This window comes from Dietzia sp. NPDC055877 (assembly GCF_053615975.1).
On the sequence record NZ_JBSHCV010000002.1, the window covers coordinates 139,235 to 155,149 of the forward strand.

At 70.2% G+C, this 15,915-nt stretch carries 19 protein-coding genes; 14 read left to right on the forward strand and 5 right to left on the reverse strand.

From position 1 onward, the window contains the following. Positions 1-3 precede the first annotated feature (3 nt). Entirely contained in the window at positions 4-1,374 is a 1,371-nt protein-coding gene (locus ACWGLC_RS02820) for a cation:proton antiporter (protein WP_452098482.1), read from the forward strand. Here ACWGLC_RS02820 and ACWGLC_RS02825 read toward each other — a convergent pair. Then, positions 1,289-1,771: an RrF2 family transcriptional regulator gene (locus tag ACWGLC_RS02825; protein ID WP_230928370.1), complete on the reverse strand. Its 483-nt coding sequence runs from the start codon at positions 1,769-1,771 to the stop codon at positions 1,289-1,291. The genes ACWGLC_RS02820 and ACWGLC_RS02825 overlap by 86 nt on opposite strands. Positions 1,772-1,842: 71 nt before the next feature. Further along, on the reverse strand, positions 1,843-2,817 hold the full coding sequence (locus ACWGLC_RS02830) for a sulfite exporter TauE/SafE family protein (RefSeq protein WP_452098483.1): 975 nt from the start codon (positions 2,815-2,817) through the stop codon (positions 1,843-1,845). A 130-nt stretch (positions 2,818-2,947) separates the two neighbouring features. Between ACWGLC_RS02830 and ACWGLC_RS02835 the strand changes: the two genes are divergently transcribed. Both ACWGLC_RS02835 and ACWGLC_RS02840 read left to right on the forward strand, forming a co-directional pair. Then, positions 2,948-3,763, forward strand: coding sequence for a 3'(2'),5'-bisphosphate nucleotidase CysQ (locus ACWGLC_RS02835; RefSeq protein WP_452098484.1), 816 nt, complete (start codon positions 2,948-2,950; stop codon positions 3,761-3,763). A 314-nt stretch (positions 3,764-4,077) separates the two neighbouring features. Beyond that, a complete protein-coding gene (locus ACWGLC_RS02840; protein WP_452098485.1) occupies positions 4,078-4,938 on the forward strand; it encodes a hypothetical protein in 861 nt (286 codons plus the stop codon). Positions 4,939-5,026: 88 nt separating this feature from the next. Here ACWGLC_RS02840 and ACWGLC_RS02845 read toward each other — a convergent pair whose 3' ends face one another. Continuing rightward, positions 5,027-5,422, reverse strand: a complete 396-nt coding sequence (locus tag ACWGLC_RS02845; RefSeq protein ID WP_452098486.1) for a hypothetical protein — start codon at positions 5,420-5,422, stop codon at positions 5,027-5,029. Positions 5,423-5,601: 179 nt separating this feature from the next. Here ACWGLC_RS02845 and ACWGLC_RS02850 point away from each other — a divergent pair, with 179 nt between their 5' ends. The 5 genes from ACWGLC_RS02850 to rfbD all read left to right on the forward strand — a co-directional run bounded on the left by ACWGLC_RS02850 (position 5,602) and on the right by rfbD (position 10,743). After that, on the forward strand, positions 5,602-6,684 hold the full coding sequence (locus ACWGLC_RS02850; RefSeq protein ID WP_452098487.1) for a YihY/virulence factor BrkB family protein: 1,083 nt from the start codon (positions 5,602-5,604) through the stop codon (positions 6,682-6,684). 79 nt (positions 6,685-6,763) lie between these two features. Then, a complete protein-coding gene (locus ACWGLC_RS02855) occupies positions 6,764-7,810 on the forward strand; it encodes a YihY/virulence factor BrkB family protein (RefSeq protein ID WP_452098488.1) in 1,047 nt (348 codons plus the stop codon). A gap of 10 nt (positions 7,811-7,820) precedes the next feature. After that, entirely contained in the window at positions 7,821-8,867 is a 1,047-nt protein-coding gene (gene rfbB / locus ACWGLC_RS02860) for a dTDP-glucose 4,6-dehydratase (protein ID WP_452098489.1), read from the forward strand. Continuing rightward, a complete protein-coding gene (gene rfbA, locus ACWGLC_RS02865) occupies positions 8,864-9,745 on the forward strand; it encodes a glucose-1-phosphate thymidylyltransferase RfbA (protein WP_452098490.1) in 882 nt (293 codons plus the stop codon). Before rfbB ends, rfbA begins: the two co-directional genes overlap by 4 nt. 77 nt (positions 9,746-9,822) lie before the next feature. Continuing rightward, positions 9,823-10,743 (forward strand): dTDP-4-dehydrorhamnose reductase, encoded by a 921-nt coding sequence (rfbD, locus tag ACWGLC_RS02870; protein WP_452098732.1) that lies wholly within the window; start codon positions 9,823-9,825, stop codon positions 10,741-10,743. Between the two features lie 102 nt (positions 10,744-10,845). Here rfbD and ACWGLC_RS02875 read toward each other — a convergent pair whose 3' ends face one another. Then, entirely contained in the window at positions 10,846-11,664 is an 819-nt protein-coding gene (locus tag ACWGLC_RS02875) for an oxygenase MpaB family protein (protein ID WP_452098491.1), read from the reverse strand. Between the two features lie 254 nt (positions 11,665-11,918). Between ACWGLC_RS02875 and ACWGLC_RS02880 the strand changes: the two genes are divergently transcribed. The 5 genes from ACWGLC_RS02880 (at position 11,919) to ACWGLC_RS02900 (ending at position 15,151) form a co-directional block, all read left to right on the forward strand. Further along, positions 11,919-12,725: an SDR family oxidoreductase gene (locus ACWGLC_RS02880; protein ID WP_452098492.1), complete on the forward strand. Its 807-nt coding sequence runs from the start codon at positions 11,919-11,921 to the stop codon at positions 12,723-12,725. 1 nt (position 12,726) lies between these two features. Further along, positions 12,727-13,278 carry an LpqN/LpqT family lipoprotein gene (locus tag ACWGLC_RS02885; protein ID WP_452098493.1) on the forward strand — a complete coding sequence of 184 codons (552 nt, stop codon included), beginning with the start codon at positions 12,727-12,729 and terminating at the stop codon, positions 13,276-13,278. Positions 13,279-13,334: 56 nt separating this feature from the next. Further along, positions 13,335-13,991, forward strand: coding sequence for a dTDP-4-dehydrorhamnose 3,5-epimerase family protein (locus ACWGLC_RS02890; RefSeq protein WP_452098494.1), 657 nt, complete (start codon positions 13,335-13,337; stop codon positions 13,989-13,991). Between the two features lie 162 nt (positions 13,992-14,153). After that, on the forward strand, positions 14,154-14,291 hold the full coding sequence (locus ACWGLC_RS02895; RefSeq protein ID WP_230928357.1) for a hypothetical protein: 138 nt from the start codon (positions 14,154-14,156) through the stop codon (positions 14,289-14,291). An 83-nt stretch (positions 14,292-14,374) separates the two neighbouring features. Further along, entirely contained in the window at positions 14,375-15,151 is a 777-nt protein-coding gene (locus tag ACWGLC_RS02900; RefSeq protein WP_452098495.1) for an enoyl-CoA hydratase, read from the forward strand. A 77-nt stretch (positions 15,152-15,228) separates the two neighbouring features. Here the strand turns inward: ACWGLC_RS02900 and ACWGLC_RS02905 are convergent, their stop codons facing one another. Continuing rightward, positions 15,229-15,390: a hypothetical protein gene (locus tag ACWGLC_RS02905; RefSeq protein WP_230928355.1), complete on the reverse strand. Its 162-nt coding sequence runs from the start codon at positions 15,388-15,390 to the stop codon at positions 15,229-15,231. A 39-nt stretch (positions 15,391-15,429) separates the two neighbouring features. Here ACWGLC_RS02905 and ACWGLC_RS02910 point away from each other — a divergent pair, with 39 nt between their 5' ends. Next, complete coding sequence (locus ACWGLC_RS02910) at positions 15,430-15,792, forward strand: DUF4229 domain-containing protein (RefSeq protein WP_452098496.1); 363 nt, start codon at positions 15,430-15,432, stop codon at positions 15,790-15,792. Positions 15,793-15,915: the final 123 nt, after the last annotated feature.

Consider the following 15,915-nt stretch of genomic DNA (forward strand, 5'->3'; position numbering starts at 1 on the left):
GCGGTGCCCAACACCGACCTCATGTACGCGGTCGTCGGAGCGGCGCTTCTCGTCGGTTCCATCCTGCCGCGACTGCTCCGGGAGCGGGTTCTGTCCGCGCCGATCGTCGTGGTGGGCGTGGGCATGCTCATCGGTTGGCTCATGCCGAGTGAGTCGAAACTCGTCGATGTCATCGAGCACGCGGAGCTCGCCGAGCGGATGGCGGAGGTCACCGTCATCGTCGCGCTCTTTGGCGTCGGGCTGGCGCTCGACCGGCCACTGACCTTCCGCGGCTGGAGCACCACGTGGCGCCTGCTCGTCATCGGGATGCCGCTGTCGATCGCCGGCGTCGCGGTGCTCGGGTGGTGGGCCCTTGGCCTGACCCCGGCGGTCGCGGTTCTTCTCGGGGCCGTACTCGCCCCCACCGACCCGGTGCTGGCCTCCGACGTGCAGGTGGAGGGGCCCGGGCACGGGGAGGGCGAGAAGGTCGACGACGAGCACGACGAGGCCCGCTTCGCTCTCACCTCGGAGGCGGGCCTGAATGACGCGCTCGCGTTCCCGTTCGTCTACCTCGCGATCTTCCTGGCCACCAGAGGGCCGCTCTCGGAATGGGGGTGGTCGTGGGCGGCGTGGGACCTCGTCGGCAAGACGGTCATCGGGGCCGTGGCCGGGTGGATCATCGGCCGGCTGGTGGGCGCGGGCCTTTACCGTGTCCGCATCGGGGAACACCGCCTGGTGGGGTACGCCGAACCCGCGGCCGCGGTGGCCACTCTGCTCCTGGCCTATGGAGTTGGCGAGTTGGTGGGCGGCTGGGGATTTCTGGCGGTGTTCTGCGCGGCTCTGGGAGTGCGCGCGGCCGAGCGACACGACGAGAAGCACGCCCGCGCCCACGAGTTCATCGAGTTCACCGAGCATCTGCTCACGCTGTTGGTCCTGCTGGTGATCGGGGCATCGTTCATCTCGGACGCGGTCTTCCGGCTGGAGTGGTCGCACGCCGCGGTCGCTGCCGGAGTCCTGCTGGTGATCAGGCCGCTCACGGCCTGGGTCGCACTGCTGGGCGATCGCAGGCTGCGGCGCCCCGAGCGCCTCTTCGTCGCCGCCTTCGGGGTGCGGGGCGTCGGATCACTGTTCTATCTCTGCTACGCCATGGGCTACTTCTCGAAGGACGACGGCTGGTCACTCTGGCCGGCGGTCTCGCTGGTCGTCGTGGCGTCCATCATCCTGCACGGTGCGGCGGCGTCCCCGGCCTTGAGAGCGCTCACGCACTACCGTCGGAGGAGGCCGGACGACCTGAGGTCGGCCGCCGGCGTCAGCGAGGCTCCCACGCGTCGGTGTCGAGCGTCAGCTCGTGGACCTCGCCCGGCAGCTGCCCGTTCGCCAGATCGGCGATCGTGACTGCGTCCATCACCCGGCGCAAGGCCGCCCGCGAGGCGATCCACACGTGCTGCAGGACCGCGGCCCGTTCGTTGTAGACCACCGACTCCGGACGGACGTCGTAGACGCTGACGAGGGGGCCGTCGACGGCCCGCAGGACATCGGCGACGGTGATCCCCGAGGCCTCGCGGCCCAGGAACCACCCACCGGTCTTGCCGCGGCGGCTGGCCACGATGCCGGCCCTGCGCAGGTCGGACAGGATCGCCTGGAGAAAACCGTGCGGTATCTCCTGTCGCCGTCCCAACTCCTCCGCGCTCAGCGGGTTCTCGCGGGGATCGTCGTCGGGGCTGGCCAGCTGGGCCGCCGCGAGTTCGACGAGCGCGCGCAGCGCATAGTCCGATTTCGCGGTGACCCTCATGCGGAACAGTGTCCCAGAGCCGGGCCGGCGCCGGGCAGGGGAGTGGGCGCCCCGGCCCGGGTCAGGCGGGGTCACGCGCGGGCGGGATCGGTTTCCTCGTCCGCGGCGGGTTCGGCCACGGTGGGTGTTGTCCCGGCGACGGCGTCGTCGTCCCGATCTCCGGCCCCGCGCACCACGGCGCCGCGGTCCCGGACGCGCCGCTCGGCGCGCACCGCCCACACGATCCCGGCGATCCACGCGGCGGCCAGGGCGACCAGGATCGGCGTCACGGCGGACGCGGGCGCGTCGGCCCACAGCAGCAGGGTGCGGGAGTTGGTCGCCACGATCAGGCCGCCGGCCGCGGTGCCGAGCACGCGCGCCGGCAGGTGCTTGACGAGCCACGCGGCCAGCGGCGCCACGAGCACGCCGCCGATGAGCAGCGCGGCGGCGTAGCCCCAGTTGATCCCGGCCGCGCCCAGCCCCACGAGGAACCCGAGCGAGCCACCCACGGCCACCACGAACTCGGAGGTGTCGATGGAGCCGACCACCTTGCGCGGCTCGACCCGGCCCGACGACAGCAGCGACGTGGTGCCGACCGGCCCCCACCCGCCACCGCCGAGGGAGTCGAGCGTCCCGCCGACCAGCCCGAGGGGCACGAGGAACCCGGTGCGGACGCGGCCCTGAAACTCGGGCCGCCGCCCGCCCAGCGCGAGGAAGCGGTAGAGCACGTACAGGCCGAGCCCGAGCAGGATCACGCCGACGACCGGTGTGGCGGCGTCGGCGGACAGGCCCGACAGGACCGTGGCCCCGACAAAGGCGCCGATCGCGCCGGGGACGGCGAGGATGCGCACGATCCGCCAGTCCACGTTGCCGAGTTTGTGGTGGGAGATCCCGGAGGCGAGTGTGGTGCCGATCTCCGCGAAGTGCACGGAGGCCGAGGCTGCCGCCGGCGCAATTCCTGCGGCGACCAGCAGCGTCGTGGACGTGACGCCGTAGGCCATGCCCAGCGACCCGTCGATGAGTTGGGCGATGGCGCCGACGACGCCGAGCACGATGAGTGTCTTCACGGATGACCCTTCAGGGTAGTGACTTCATTAAGTTGACTAGAACAGTAGACATAAGCGACGGGCGCTGTCTAGACCGATCTGTCTACGCCGTTGGCGTCCGCTGTTTCGGCCCGCCTCCTAGGCTGGGGGCATGACCGCCACGCGTACCCCGGACCAGCAGCTCGCCGTCGATCTCGCAGCGGAGGCCGGACGCCTGCTCGTCGAGTTGCGAACCTCGGGCCCCACGGGCCGGGAACTGGGCGATCTCGGTGACCGCCGCGCCAACACGCTGCTGCTCGACCGGCTCGCCGCGGAGCGCCCCGGCGACGCGGTGTTGTCGGAGGAATCGAAGGACGACCTCGCGCGCGTCGACGCCGATCGCGTCTGGATCATCGACCCGGTCGACGGCACCCGCGAGTACGGGCTCGGCGACCGGCCGGACTGGGCCGTGCACGTCGCGCTGTGGGAGCGCGCGGGAGACCCGGCACGGTCGCGTCTCACCGCCGCGGCGGTGTCGCTACCGGCGCTCGGTGTGGTGTTGGGGGTCGACGACGACGAGAACTACGCCGACCCGGCCGGCAATCACGGGGTGGACGGCAGTGGCCTGCTGGACCCCCGCACGGATTCCAGGCCGCGCATCGTGCTCTCGGCATCGCGGCCTCCGGCCTTCGCGGACGCGGTCGCCCGCGCGGTGGATGGCGAGCTCGTCCCGCTGGGGTCAGCCGGTGCCAAGGCCGCAGCGGTGGTGCGCGGGGAGGCCGACGCCTACATTCACGCCGGTGGCCAGTATCAGTGGGATTCGGCCGCTCCAGCCGGGGTCGCGCTGGCCCGCGGGTTCGTCGCGCTGAGGGTGAACGGTGACCCGCTCGAGTACAACGTGGCCGAAACCTTCCTGCCGGACCTCGTGGTGTGCCGCGCCGACCTCGCGGACGCGATCCTCGAGGCGATCGGCTCCGTGGCTGGCTGAGTCGACGGCCACACTCGGCTCGGCTCGCGACGGATTCGGCGCGAGGGGGCTGGTGCCGGTCGGGCCCGCTGACCTGCGGTGCCGTGAACCGTCCTTTCAGGGCAGCCCAGGTCAAGGCCCTGCGGGGCCCTGCCGGGAGGCCGCCCACGACCGGCGCTCGCCGGCCCGGCGTTCTCGCCCGACGACTCGCAGCAGGAGAGGGCTCTGGGATCGGCCGGCGTGAACTCGGCTTTCAGTTCCTTGTTCAGCTTCATGGCTGCGAGCGGACTTCCGCCGTGCTGTGCCGCGCTTGAGTCCTTGGGTACGGTTCGACTGTGGCCGCGCACGGAGACGAGGAACCGACGGACCGGGGAGATACCGCCGGCACGGGTCCGGAGCCCGAGGTCTGGCGCCTGGTGCATCCGCGTCACGGCACGCTCGAGGTTGCGGTGGGCGGCCCGGCGCAGCTGCGCACGGTTGACCCGGGTTTTCCGCGCAAGAAGAGGGAAGACGACGACACTGCCGTAGACGACAGCGCGCCCTCCAATCCCGGGTACGTCCTCCTGTGCGACGGGGATGTGGTGGCCCGTGCCCACCAGGTCGGCAATCACAAGGTCTCGATCACCGGTGATCCGCCCGACCGCGGGAAGTTCACCGGTAACCTCTCGGTTCTCTCGGGCCCGCGGGTACAGATGCGCAGCAGCGCGTTCGCGACGGCGGTCCGCCAGGTGACCTTCCGCGAGGGCAGCGAGGTCGTTCACTTTGATCCGCCGCCGGGGTCCGCGGCCGAAGCCCGCCTCGAAGCGATCGCCGGCTCCCCGTGGAAGCGGGTGGTCTATCCGGTTGCCGCGGGGGTGGGTAAATCCGGGTGGGCGATCGCGATGATCGTGTTGCTCCCGTTGATCGGCCGAGTGCTGAGCCCGATCCTGGACTGGATCGCTGAGCGGATACCCGACATCGATATCCCGTGGCCCGATATCTCGCTACCGAGCATTCCGTGGCCGGACATCTCTCTCCCGACGATTAACCTCCCCGAGGTGAACGTCCCGGGCTGGGTCGAATTCCTGCTCGAATACTCGAAGGTGTGGGTGCCGCTGTTGGTCGGCGTGGCGATCGCGGTGGTGGCGGTCCGGCATTCGCAGAAGTCCCGTCGCATCAAACGCGAATGGGAGTCAGCGGGAGAAGTTCAGGAGTGAGCCGGGAACAGAACCGGCCCGGCCGCGCGGGTGCGGGGCCGGACCGGGCGCTGCTGCCGGGTGGGCGACGCCGGGTGGCGTCAGGGGGTCACTTGTCGGTGACCAGCGCGCCGGCGATCGCCAGCATGAAGGCGTCCTTGGACAGGGACATGCCCTCCTGGCTCGGGCGGATCCCGTCGGACTCGGTCATTGCGGGGTTGCGGAAGTACATCGAGAGCAGGCCGGCGGAGAAGACGCCGAGCGCCGCGCCGGCGACCCTCTTGGGCACGATCGGCGTCAACAGCGCCGCGCCGATGCCGATCTCGGAGTAGGCGACGAACTTGGCGAAGGTGTCGGGGTCCATCTCGGCCACCGCGGGGACGCCGGTGGCTGCGAAACCCTGCAGTCCCGCAGCGGCCTCGGTGGGCATGCCGCGCTTGCTCCAGCCGGAGTTGAGGACGAACGCGCCGGTGATTCCGCGGAGGATGGCATTGGACAGGCTCATGGGGGTGCTCCTTCGATCGGGGTCTGAATGTGTGATTGACGTGACCCTTAGGTGACGTGACACCAACTAGCCTAACGCAGACGACGCCGGATGTAATCCCCGCAGCATCCGTAGCTGATCGGCCCTGAGATTCAGCGTGGCGGATGCGCTCGGGGCTCGTCGGTGGAAAGGTCGCCGGTATGAGCACGATCAGAACCGACACCAACACCGACCGGCCCGACCCGGACACCGACCCCGACGAGGGCAAGCCCGACTCGCCGACGTCGCTCACCGGCTCGGCGTGGAAGATCGGCATCAAGAGGGCTGTCGGTGAGTTCTCACGTGACCAGTGCACCGACCAGGCAGCCGGCCTGACCTACTTCGCGGTCCTGTCCCTGTTCCCGGCATTATTGGCCGTGGTCTCCCTCCTCGGTGTGTTCGGCCAGGGCCAGGCCACCGTCGATGCGGTGATGGAACTGCTCGAGGGCGCCGCGCCCGAGGAGACGCTCGCCGCCCTCCGTGGGCCCATCGACTCGCTGGTCACCACCCCGGCGGCCGGGTTCGCGCTGATCGCCGGTATCGCGGGTGCCCTGTGGTCGGCCTCCGGATACGTCGGCGCGTTCGCCCGGGCGATGAACCGGGTCTACGAGGTCGAGGAGGGCCGCCCCTTCTGGAAGCTCAAGCCGTCCATGCTCCTGCTGACCGCCGTCATCCTGGTCCTGATCTGCATCGCCGGGCTCCTTCTGGTGATCAGCGGACCGATCGCGGCCTGGGTGGGCGACCTGATCGGACTGGGCGATACCGCGGTCACGGTGTGGAACATCGCCAAGTGGCCGGTGCTCCTGCTCGTCGTAGTCGTCATCCTGGCCGTCCTCTACGGATTCGCGCCCAACGTCCGGCAGCCCAAGTTCCGCTGGATCTCTATCGGCGCGATCGTCGCGCTGCTCGTGTGGGCCGTGGCCACCGGCGCCTTCGTGGTGTACGTGACCAACTTCGGCTCCTACAACGCCACCTACGGCTCGCTCGCCGGCGTCATCATGTTCCTGCTCTGGCTCTGGATCACCAACAACGCGTTCCTCTTCGGGGCCGAGGTCGACGCCGAGGTCGAGCGCGCCCGCGAACTGCAAGCCGGCATGCACGCCGAGGAGGCCATCCAGCTGCCGCCGCGGGACACCACGGCCAGCGACAAGGCCGAGGACAAGCGGCAGCAGACCATCGACGACGCGGCTGACGTGCGCCGCGAGGCCCAGGCCGAGCAGGCCCGCAACCGCACCAAACTCTGAGCCCACGCGCCGGCGGTGTTGGCTGTCGGGGTGGCGCGGCTGACCGGGGAAAGGCCCCGCAACGGCGACAATCGGGGGCATGACCCCAGGAAGCAACGGCACGGCGATACGCAGACGACTGCGCGTTGTCTGGCTGGTGCTCACGCGCTCGATCTCCGAGTTCCTGCGCGACCGCGGCCCCGATCTCGCCGGCTCCCTCACGTATTACGGCGTGCTCTCGCTGTTCCCCGCGATCCTCGTGGTGATCTCGCTGCTCGGCGTGTTCGGCCAGGGCTCGCGGACCGTCGACGCGGTAATGGACATGCTCTCCGACGTGGCGCCGGGGGCGATCCTGGACCCGATCCGAGCCCCGGTCGAATCGCTGGTCACGGCCCCCACCGCGGGGCTCGCGCTGATCGTCGGTACGACGGTCGCCCTGTGGTCGTCCTCGCGGTACGTCTGGGCGCTCGGCCGTGCGATGAACAGGGTGTTCGGCGTCGAGGAGGGGCGGCCGCTGTGGCGGGTGCTGCCGGCCGGGCTGGGCCTGACGGCGTTGCTCATCGTGCTGGTCGCCTTCGGCGGACTGGCGTTGGCGTTCACCGGGCCGGTCGCGGCGACCGTCGGCGGGTGGATCGGGATGGGGAGCGAGGCCGTGGCCGTGTGGGAGCTGGCCAAGTGGCCGGCCACCCTGATCACCGCGATCGTCGCACTGGCCGTGCTCTACCGGTTCGCGCCCAACGTCTCCGGCCGCCGGTTCCACTGGATCTCGCTCGGCGCGGCCGCGGCGTTGGTCATCATCGCTGCGGCGACCGCAGGATTCAGCTTCTTCGTCGTCAACTTCGGCAACTTCAACGAGGTCTACGGTTCGCTGGCCGGGGTGATCGTGTTCCTGCTGTGGCTGTGGCTGGTCAACATCGCCGTGGTTTACGGGGCGCGCCTCGACGCCGAGGTGCTCCGGGTCCGCCAGCTGCGGGCCGGTATCCCGGCGGCGGAGTCGATCCGGGTGACCCCGCGCGACACCCGCGCGCTCGTCGCGCGCGAACGCAGACGGGCCGCGATGATCGCCGAGTACCGGGCGATGCTGAGCGAACCAGACGGAGCGGGCCGCGACGCAGGTATGGCCGGAGCGGAGGCCGAGCAGCGGTAGGGTTGCACCCATGCGCCTCGTCGTCACCGGGGGAGCCGGGTTCATCGGCGCCAACTTCGTCCGCACCGTCGTCCGCGAGTACCCGTCGGCCCACGTCACGGTGCTCGACTCCCTGACCTACGCCGCCAACCGCGCGAGCCTTGCCGACCTGCTCGGGGAGGGCTCCGGCGGAACGGCCCGCGTCGATCTGGTGGAGGCGGACTGCGCGGACGCGGCCGTGACCGACCAGCTGGTCGCCGAGCTCGCCGGCCCGGGCGACGCCGTGGTGCACTTCGCGGCCGAGAGCCACAACGACAATTCGTTGGCCACGCCGTGGCCGTTCGTGCACTCCAACATCGTCGGAACCTACACGGTTCTCGAGGCGTGCCGCCGTCACGACGTCCGTCTGCACCACGTCTCGACCGACGAGGTGTACGGGGACCTGGAGCTGGACGACCCGGCCAAGTTCACCCCGGCCACGGCCTACAACCCGTCGAGCCCGTACTCGGCCACCAAGGCCGGCGCCGACATGCTCGTCCGCGCCTGGGTGCGCAGTTTCGGGCTGCGGGCCACCATCAGCAACTGCTCCAACAACTACGGGCCGTACCAGCACGTGGAGAAGTTCATCCCGCGGCAGATCACCAACATCCTCGACGGTCGTCGCCCGCGCCTCTACGGGAGCGGGGCCAACGTGCGGGACTGGATCCACGTCGACGACCACAATTCGGCCGTGCTGCGGATCCTCGCCGATGGCGAGCTCGGCCGCACCTACCTCATCGGCGCCGACGGCGAGCAGTCGAACCTGCAGGTCATGCGGACGATCTGCAAACTGATGGGCGTTAGTGGAACGGACGGCGATCCCGGGTTCGACCACGTCACGGACCGACCCGGCCACGACCTGCGATACGCGATCGACGCGAGTGCCACCCGGGAGGAGCTGGGCTGGGCGCCCCGGCACACCGATCTGCGCGCGGGGCTGCAGCAGACCATCGACTGGTACACGGCCAATCGGGACTGGTGGGAGCCGGTCAAGGAACGCGTCGAGGCGAGGTACGCGAGCACGGAGAAGGTGCTGTGAAGGGGATCATCCTGGCCGGCGGCAGCGGCACCCGGCTGCGGCCGCTCACGTCGGCCACCAGCAAGCAGCTCATGCCGGTGTACGACAAGCCGATGATCTACTACCCGCTGTCCACGCTGATGTTGGCGGGGATCCGCGACATCCTGATCATCACCACGCCCGAGGACTCGCCCCGGTTCCGCCGCCTGCTGGGCGACGGTTCGCAGTTCGGGATCTCGCTGAGCTACGTCGAGCAGGCCGAACCCGACGGTCTGGCGCAGGCGTTCGTCCTGGGTGCGGACCACATCGGCGACGAGCCGGTGGCGCTCGTCCTGGGCGACAACATCTTCTACGGCCCCGGCATGGGTACCCGGCTGCGCCGTTTCTCGCAGGTCGACGGCGGCGCGGTGTTCGCCTACCAGGTGTCGAACCCGCAGGAGTACGGCGTGATCGACTTCGACGCCGAGGGGCGCGCCGTCAGCCTGGAGGAGAAGCCGGAGAACCCGGCCTCGGACTTCGCGGTCCCGGGCCTCTACTTCTATAGCGCCGACGTGGTGGAGGTGGCGCGCGCACTGGAGCCGTCGGCGCGCGGCGAGTACGAGATCACCGACATCAACCGCCATTACCTGCGGCAGGGTCGCCTGCAGGTGGAGGTGCTGCCCCGCGGCACCGCGTGGCTCGACACCGGCACGCACGACTCGCTCCTCGACGCGGGCAATTACGTGCGGACGATCGAGGACCGTCAGGGTCTCAAGATCGGCTGCCCGGAGGAGGTGGCGTGGCGGATGGGATATATCGACGACGACGAGCTCACCGAACGCGCCCGGGAGCTCATCAAATCCGGTTACGGTTCCTACCTCCTCCAGATCCTCCGTCGCGAGAAGGGCAGGCGGTCGTGACGTCGGCTGCGGGCGGGGACGGCTCCGAACCGGCCGACGCAGGCCCGAGCGGGCCCTGGGACTCGAGCCCGAGCGGTTTGCCGCGCATCCTCGTGCCGGGTGGCCGCGGCCAACTGGGGCGGGCTCTGGCGGGGCTCGCCCGGGGCAAGGCCGTGACCCCGGGGAGGGACGAACTCGACATCACCGACCCTCGCTCCATCGCGACTGCTCTCGACCGTCTCGCCCCGGAGGTGGTGGTCAACGCGGCCGCGTACACGGACGTGGACGGCGCGGAGTCCGATGAGGAGGGCGCGACCGCGCTCAACGTCGACGGCCCGCGGGCACTGGCGGCGGCGTGCCGCGAGCGGGGTATCCGCCTGGTCCACATCAGCACCGACTACGTGTTCTCCGGCGACGTGCCCGGCGGGGGCGACCCGGCGACCGCGCCCGCGCTCCAGCCCCACGACCCGACGGCTCCCGTCACGGTCTACGGCCGTACCAAGCTCGCCGGCGAGCGGGCCGTGTACGAGGAGTTGCCGGAGGCGACGGTGATCCGCACCGCCTGGCTCTACACCGGGGCGTGGCGGGTGATCGAGAACCAGCCGGGGAGCGACTTCGTGGCCACGATGATCCGCCTGGAGTCCGAGCGCGAGACGCTGAACGTGGTGAACGACCAGTGGGGCTCGCCCACCTACGTCTCGATCTTCGCCGATCAGGTGCTGATGTTGCTCGCCGCGGAAAAGGCTGGGGAGGCCAATGCCCGCGGGCGCACGCACCACGTCACGGGCGGCGGCCGCGCAACCTGGTTCGATCTCGCCCGGACCGTATTCCAGTACCTCGGCGCCGACCCCGAGCGCGTGCGTCCGTGCTCGAGTGACGAGTTCCCCCGGCCTGCGGCCCGCCCGAAGTTTTCCGTGCTCGGGGACACCGCGTGGCGTGACCTCGGACTGGCACCAACGCGGACCTGGAGAGAGGACCTCGTCCCGGGGATGTCCTATCTGACGTCACAGCGCGAATAGGTCGCTCTCGGCCAACGCGGCACCTCGTCGTCGTCGTTCTCACAACGCTCTCACCCGGCGGACAGCGACGGACCACGGTGAGCGGGTACTCCGTCACGCCTGTCAGGCGGGACGGACCCGCATGGCCGACGGCGCCGCGATCGGGGCGCGCGTGGTGAGCCGCGGCAGACTCAGTCCCTGGTGCGCCTTGGAGATCCGGCCGAACACCGCGCTGCGGTCCATGGGGCGATGCGGCAGGTCCAGCGCGCGGCGGACGTCCGACGGGACCAGGCTGGCGGCGGCATCCACCACGGTGGTGCAGGACCGGTGCGCGGTGACCGAGTTCTCGGCGACGCCGGGACAGGCATTGGCGTTCTCCCGCAGCTGGCGGGCCGCGCGCCGACCCGCGGTGGTGGCGCGGGCCCGGTCGCGGGAACTGCGCAGGAGCTGCTCGAGCTCGCGGGCCGAGGTGGGGAACGCGCCGGCGCCCTGCAGGTGCGCGATGCCGGCCCACTGGCGGACGTACTCGTCCGACTCGGCCGGAGTGAGGGGCTTAGCGGCAAAACGTTGGTACGCCGCCAGCAGCGACCAGGCGGTGGCGGACTGCGCCCAGCACGCAAGGTCCGGGTCGGCGCCGTAGTAGTAGTCGCCGTGCTCGGTGGTGCCGCGGAGCGAGCTGCGGTCCCGATGGGCGTGGTCGATGGTCACCATCGCGTCGTCGACCGTCCCGAACGTGGTGATCTCCACCAGGTCATGCAGGTAGTCGTCCACGATCCACGGGTTCCGGGCCGCGCTGCCGGACCCGATGATCGCGGCGAACGCCGGGTTCGCGAGCAACATGAGCAGGGCCGTGGTGACGCCGAGCGGGGTGGCCGCGTCGCCGTGCACGCGCCAGATCGGATCGCCCGGGCGGAACCACCGCGGGCCGGGGACGTCCAGCACTGAGCACACCGGTGAGTCCGACGCGTCGCGTGGAGCGAGTGGAGACACAGGCACCCCCTGGGTTTCGTGAGCCGCCCGAGGGGCGACCGGCTGGGACCTGGTGGCGACTTTAGCGCGGCAGGGCCCGGACGGCGGGACGCACGGGCACATTCCGTGCGGCGTGTTCCGTCGCGAACCGCGCGATCACGACCGCGCGCTGCCCTCTAGGCTGGGCGTGAAAAGCCACCAGACACTGACGTCGCAAGGAGTCGGCCGTGACAAACCCCCCTCTTCCCTCCCCCCGTACGGGTCCGGTGGTTCCTGATCGGTTCGCCGGTCGGACCGCGATCGTCACCGGCGCCAGCCGCGGCATCGGCCTGGGGATCGCCCGCAGGCTCTTGGCGGAGGGCGCCTCGGTGGTCATCACCGCACGCGGACAGGAGGGCCTGGACGCGGCCCTCGTCGAGCTCGACGCCCCGGGGCGGGTGGTCGCCGTGGCCGGGAAGAGCGACGACGAGGACCATCAGCGCGAGACCGTCGACCGGGCGGAGTCCGAGTTCGGGCCGGTCGACTTCCTGGTCAACAACACCGGTATCAACCCGGTGTTCGGGCGGACCGTGGACCTCGACCTGTCGGCGGCCCGCAAGATCGCCGAGGTCAACACGCTGGGCACTCTGGCGTGGACCCAGAAGGTGTACCACTCGGGGCTGGGTGAGCGTGGTGGCGCGGTGGTCAACATCGCCTCGATCGCCGGGCTGGCGCCGTCGCCGGGGATCGGCTGGTACGGCTCGACCAAGGCTCTGGTGATGCGGCTGACGCAGGAACTGGCCGTGGAGGTCGGTCCGGCGGTGCGTGTCAACGCGATCGCGCCGGGTGTGGTCAAGACCCGCTTCGCCGAGGCGCTGTACGACGGCCGCGAGGAGGCCATGTCGTCGGCGCTGCCGGCCGGGCGGCTGGGGGTGCCCGACGACATCGCCGGCCCCACGGCGTTCCTGCTCTCGGACGATTCGCACTGGATCACCGGCCAGACCCTGGTCGTGGACGGAGGCGCCCACATGGTCGGTGCGGGGCTGCAGGGCTGAGATGACGTCTATTCAGGAGTTCTGCGCGTCCACCGGGCGCAGCCTCGAGGCGAGCCCGCCGATGGCGGTGGCCGCGCAGCCACTGACCTGGGTGGACAGCCCGCCGTGGCAGCGCATCGAGTCCCCGGAGCCGTCCGCGGTGATCTACGTGGACCCGGGCGCGCACCGCGACGGGTTCTCGCCGAACGCGGTGGCGACCTGCGCGCGGGTGTCCCCCCGGATGCCGACCGAGCAGGCCGTCGAGATGATCGCCTCGACCGCCGACGCGCTGACCGGCTGGGCCCTTCTCGAGCAGGTCGCCGGCGAGGGCGACGAGGCCGCCGGCGCCGTCCGCAGTGTCTACCGCTACCTGCGCGGCACCTACACCGCCGAGCCGGGGGAGATGGCCACCTCGAGCCTGATCGTGGGGTGGAGCGATTCCGAGGCCACCTACGTCTTCCAGTTCGTCGTCACCGGGTGGCGCGAGGACACCGCGCTGCACGACGACGCCATGAGTTGCCTCTTGCTGGGCGAGTGGACGGCTGCGCAGATCGTCGACGCGATGCGGGGTTAGGGTGGTCGGCGTCCCCGTACGGGGGCGTCCTCGATCTCGGGAAGGCGGGACCGTCAGTGCAGCTTCGCGAACTCAGTGTGACGGGGGCGTGGGAGGTCACCCCTCGCCAGATCGCGGACGACCGTGGCGCGTTCCACGAGGCGTTCACCGACCCCGCGTTCCGGCGCATGACCGGCCACCGACTCGACCTCGCCCAGGTCAACGTGTCCGTGTCCGCCGAGGGAGTGCTGCGGGGTCTGCACTTCGCGGAGGTCCCCCCGGGGCAGGCCAAGTACGTGCTGTGCCCCTCGGGGACGGTCTTCGACGTCATGGTGGATGTCCGGGTCGGCTCACCCACGTTCGGTGAGTGGACGGGCGTCATCCTCGATTCGGCCGAGCAGCGGGCCGTCTACGTCCCCGAGGGCGTGGCGCACGGCTTCCTCTCGCTCGAGCCGCAGTCCACGGTGATGTACCTGTGTTCGGAGGGGTGGCGTCCCGGCGCCGAGCACGTGATCGACCCATTCGACCCCAAGATCGCGATCGACTGGCCCTCGATGGCCCTGGACGGCACGCCCATCGACCACGTCATGAGCGAGCGCGATCGCGGCGCCCCGAGTCTGCTGGATGTGGCGGCGGCGGGCCGATTGCCGAAGTGGGACGACTGCGTGGCGTACACCGACCATCTGCGTGAGGCCACGCCGCGCGTGGACGAGGAGTGGCGCCCGGCCCACTGAGCGCGATCGGCCACCCGATGTGGGGCGTATCCCAGGGGCGGAAGGTGGCGTGGGCGCCCTCCTGCACATACCCTAAGGGGTATGCAGTCCGATGGTTCGGTCGGCGCGATACGGTGTCGGATAGGCCATGGGAGAAGTCGACACGATCATAAGGAGATCACCATGTGTTACCCCGTTACCTGCACCGTCTGCGGCAAGACCACCTGGGACGGCTGCGGCCAGCACATCGACGACGTCAAGGTCGGAGTCCCCGCCGAGCAGTGGTGCGACGGGCAGCACGCCACCGCGACGGGGGCGTAGTCCGCGCCTTTCGCCGCGTCAGACGGTGGCCGAGGGTAAAACCGAGGAAACGAGACTCTTCGTCCCCTTACCGGAGGCCCACGGTGAACACCCCCTACGTCCGTGTCGAGCGCAGCGGTCCGATCGCGCGCGTCATCCTCGACCGCCCCGAGCGGCGCAATCCGCTCTCCCTGCAGATGATGCGGGACGCGACCGCCGCGATCCGTGTTCTCGGCGGGGACCCCTCGTGCGGCGTCGTCGTGGTAACCGGGTCGGGCCCGGCACTGTCGGCGGGGCATGAGATCAGTGAGATGGTCGACCGCACCCTCGAACAGGAGCGGGAGGTCTTCACCACCTGCGTCGAATTGATGGAGAGCGTTCAGGCGATCCGCCAGCCGGTGATCGCGGAGGTCCAGGGCCACGCGGTGGCTGCCGGTTGCCAGCTCGTGGCGACCTGCGACCTCGCGGTTGCCGTGGAATCGGCCCGGTTCGGGACCCCGGGGGTGAAGATCGGGCTGTTCTGCTCGACCCCGATGGTGGCGGTCTCCCGGAGCATCGGACGGAAGCGAGCCATGCAGATGCTGCTCACCGGCGAGACGATCGACGCGGCGACCGCCGTCGACTGGGGCCTGATCAACGAAGCCGTCCCGGCGGACCGGCTCCGCGCCCGTGTCGATGAACTCGCCGCCCGTATCGCCGACGCGAGCCCCCTCACCCTGGAGATCGGCAAGCAGGCCTTCTACCGACAGATCGACCTGCCCCAGGACGATGCCTACCGTGCGATGGCCGAGACCATGGCCATCAACGCTGTCACCTGTGACGCGCAGGAGGGCATGACCGCGTTCTTGGAGAAGCGCACGCCCGAGTGGCGCGGCGAGTGAGCGGACGGGCGTGCAGTCCGCGGTTGCGGAGTGCGCGCCCGACCTCGTTATGTGCTCTGCCCGATATCCCGACGTGGTCAGGGATCGAGCGGCTTGCGACGATCAAGGTCCCGGAGGAAGTCAGGGTCGTCGTCAGGCGCGATCACGCGCGGGGGAGCGGGCCGTGAGCCCGGGCCGAAGGCCCGCCACAGCAGAATCGCCACGGTGATCACTCCGATGAGTGCGAACAGCCAGATCACTCGAACCTCCTTCACACCACGATACGTATCCTGGGAGACATGAGCGAGCGAGATGAGTCAGTAAACCCGGCGGAGACCTCCGAGGGTGGGTCGGCTGCCGAATGGGAGACGCCCAAGCTGGACTCTCCCGGTGCTCGTCTGGCGCGGAACATGATCTTCTACACGATAGTCCGGCTGCTGCTGGTGCTCGTGCTGGCGCTGCTGGTCATCGGCATCGGCTACCTGGCGGGTGCCCAGGTGCCGGTTCTGGTCGCAGCGATCATCGCGGTCGTGATCGCACTGCCGCTGTCGATGGTGATCTTCAGCAAGCTGCGTTCCCAGATCAACTCGGACATCGCGGCTGTCGACGAGGGGCGCCGGATCAAGCGCGAGGACCTGCGCCGGCGCATGAACGAGGCATGAGTTCGCGCGGCGTAGTGGACGGGCAGTAGCCCGCAGACCTCAGGTGACCGGGTCGGTCCCCACTAGGGGACGGCCCGGTCCTGTCATTTCGGCACGGTCAGATCCGCACCAGACGATCCACAC

Bases quoted from the DNA above. Each gene is read 5' to 3' on its own strand.
- ACWGLC_RS02855 (WP_452098488.1), top strand. From the start codon at position 6,764: ATGACCCCAGGAAGCAACGGCACGGCGATACGCAGACGACTGCGCGTT.
- ACWGLC_RS02845 (WP_452098486.1), bottom strand. From the start codon at position 5,422: ATGAGCCTGTCCAATGCCATCCTCCGCGGAATCACCGGCGCGTTCGTC.
- ACWGLC_RS02885 (WP_452098493.1), top strand. From the start codon at position 12,727: ATGACGTCTATTCAGGAGTTCTGCGCGTCCACCGGGCGCAGCCTCGAG.
- ACWGLC_RS02850 (WP_452098487.1), top strand. From the start codon at position 5,602: ATGAGCACGATCAGAACCGACACCAACACCGACCGGCCCGACCCGGAC.
- ACWGLC_RS02835 (WP_452098484.1), top strand. From the start codon at position 2,948: ATGACCGCCACGCGTACCCCGGACCAGCAGCTCGCCGTCGATCTCGCA.
- ACWGLC_RS02895 (WP_230928357.1), top strand. From the start codon at position 14,154: ATGTGTTACCCCGTTACCTGCACCGTCTGCGGCAAGACCACCTGGGAC.
- rfbB (WP_452098489.1), top strand. From the start codon at position 7,821: ATGCGCCTCGTCGTCACCGGGGGAGCCGGGTTCATCGGCGCCAACTTC.
- ACWGLC_RS02825 (WP_230928370.1), bottom strand. From the start codon at position 1,771: ATGAGGGTCACCGCGAAATCGGACTATGCGCTGCGCGCGCTCGTCGAA.
- ACWGLC_RS02910 (WP_452098496.1), top strand. From the start codon at position 15,430: ATGAGCGAGCGAGATGAGTCAGTAAACCCGGCGGAGACCTCCGAGGGT.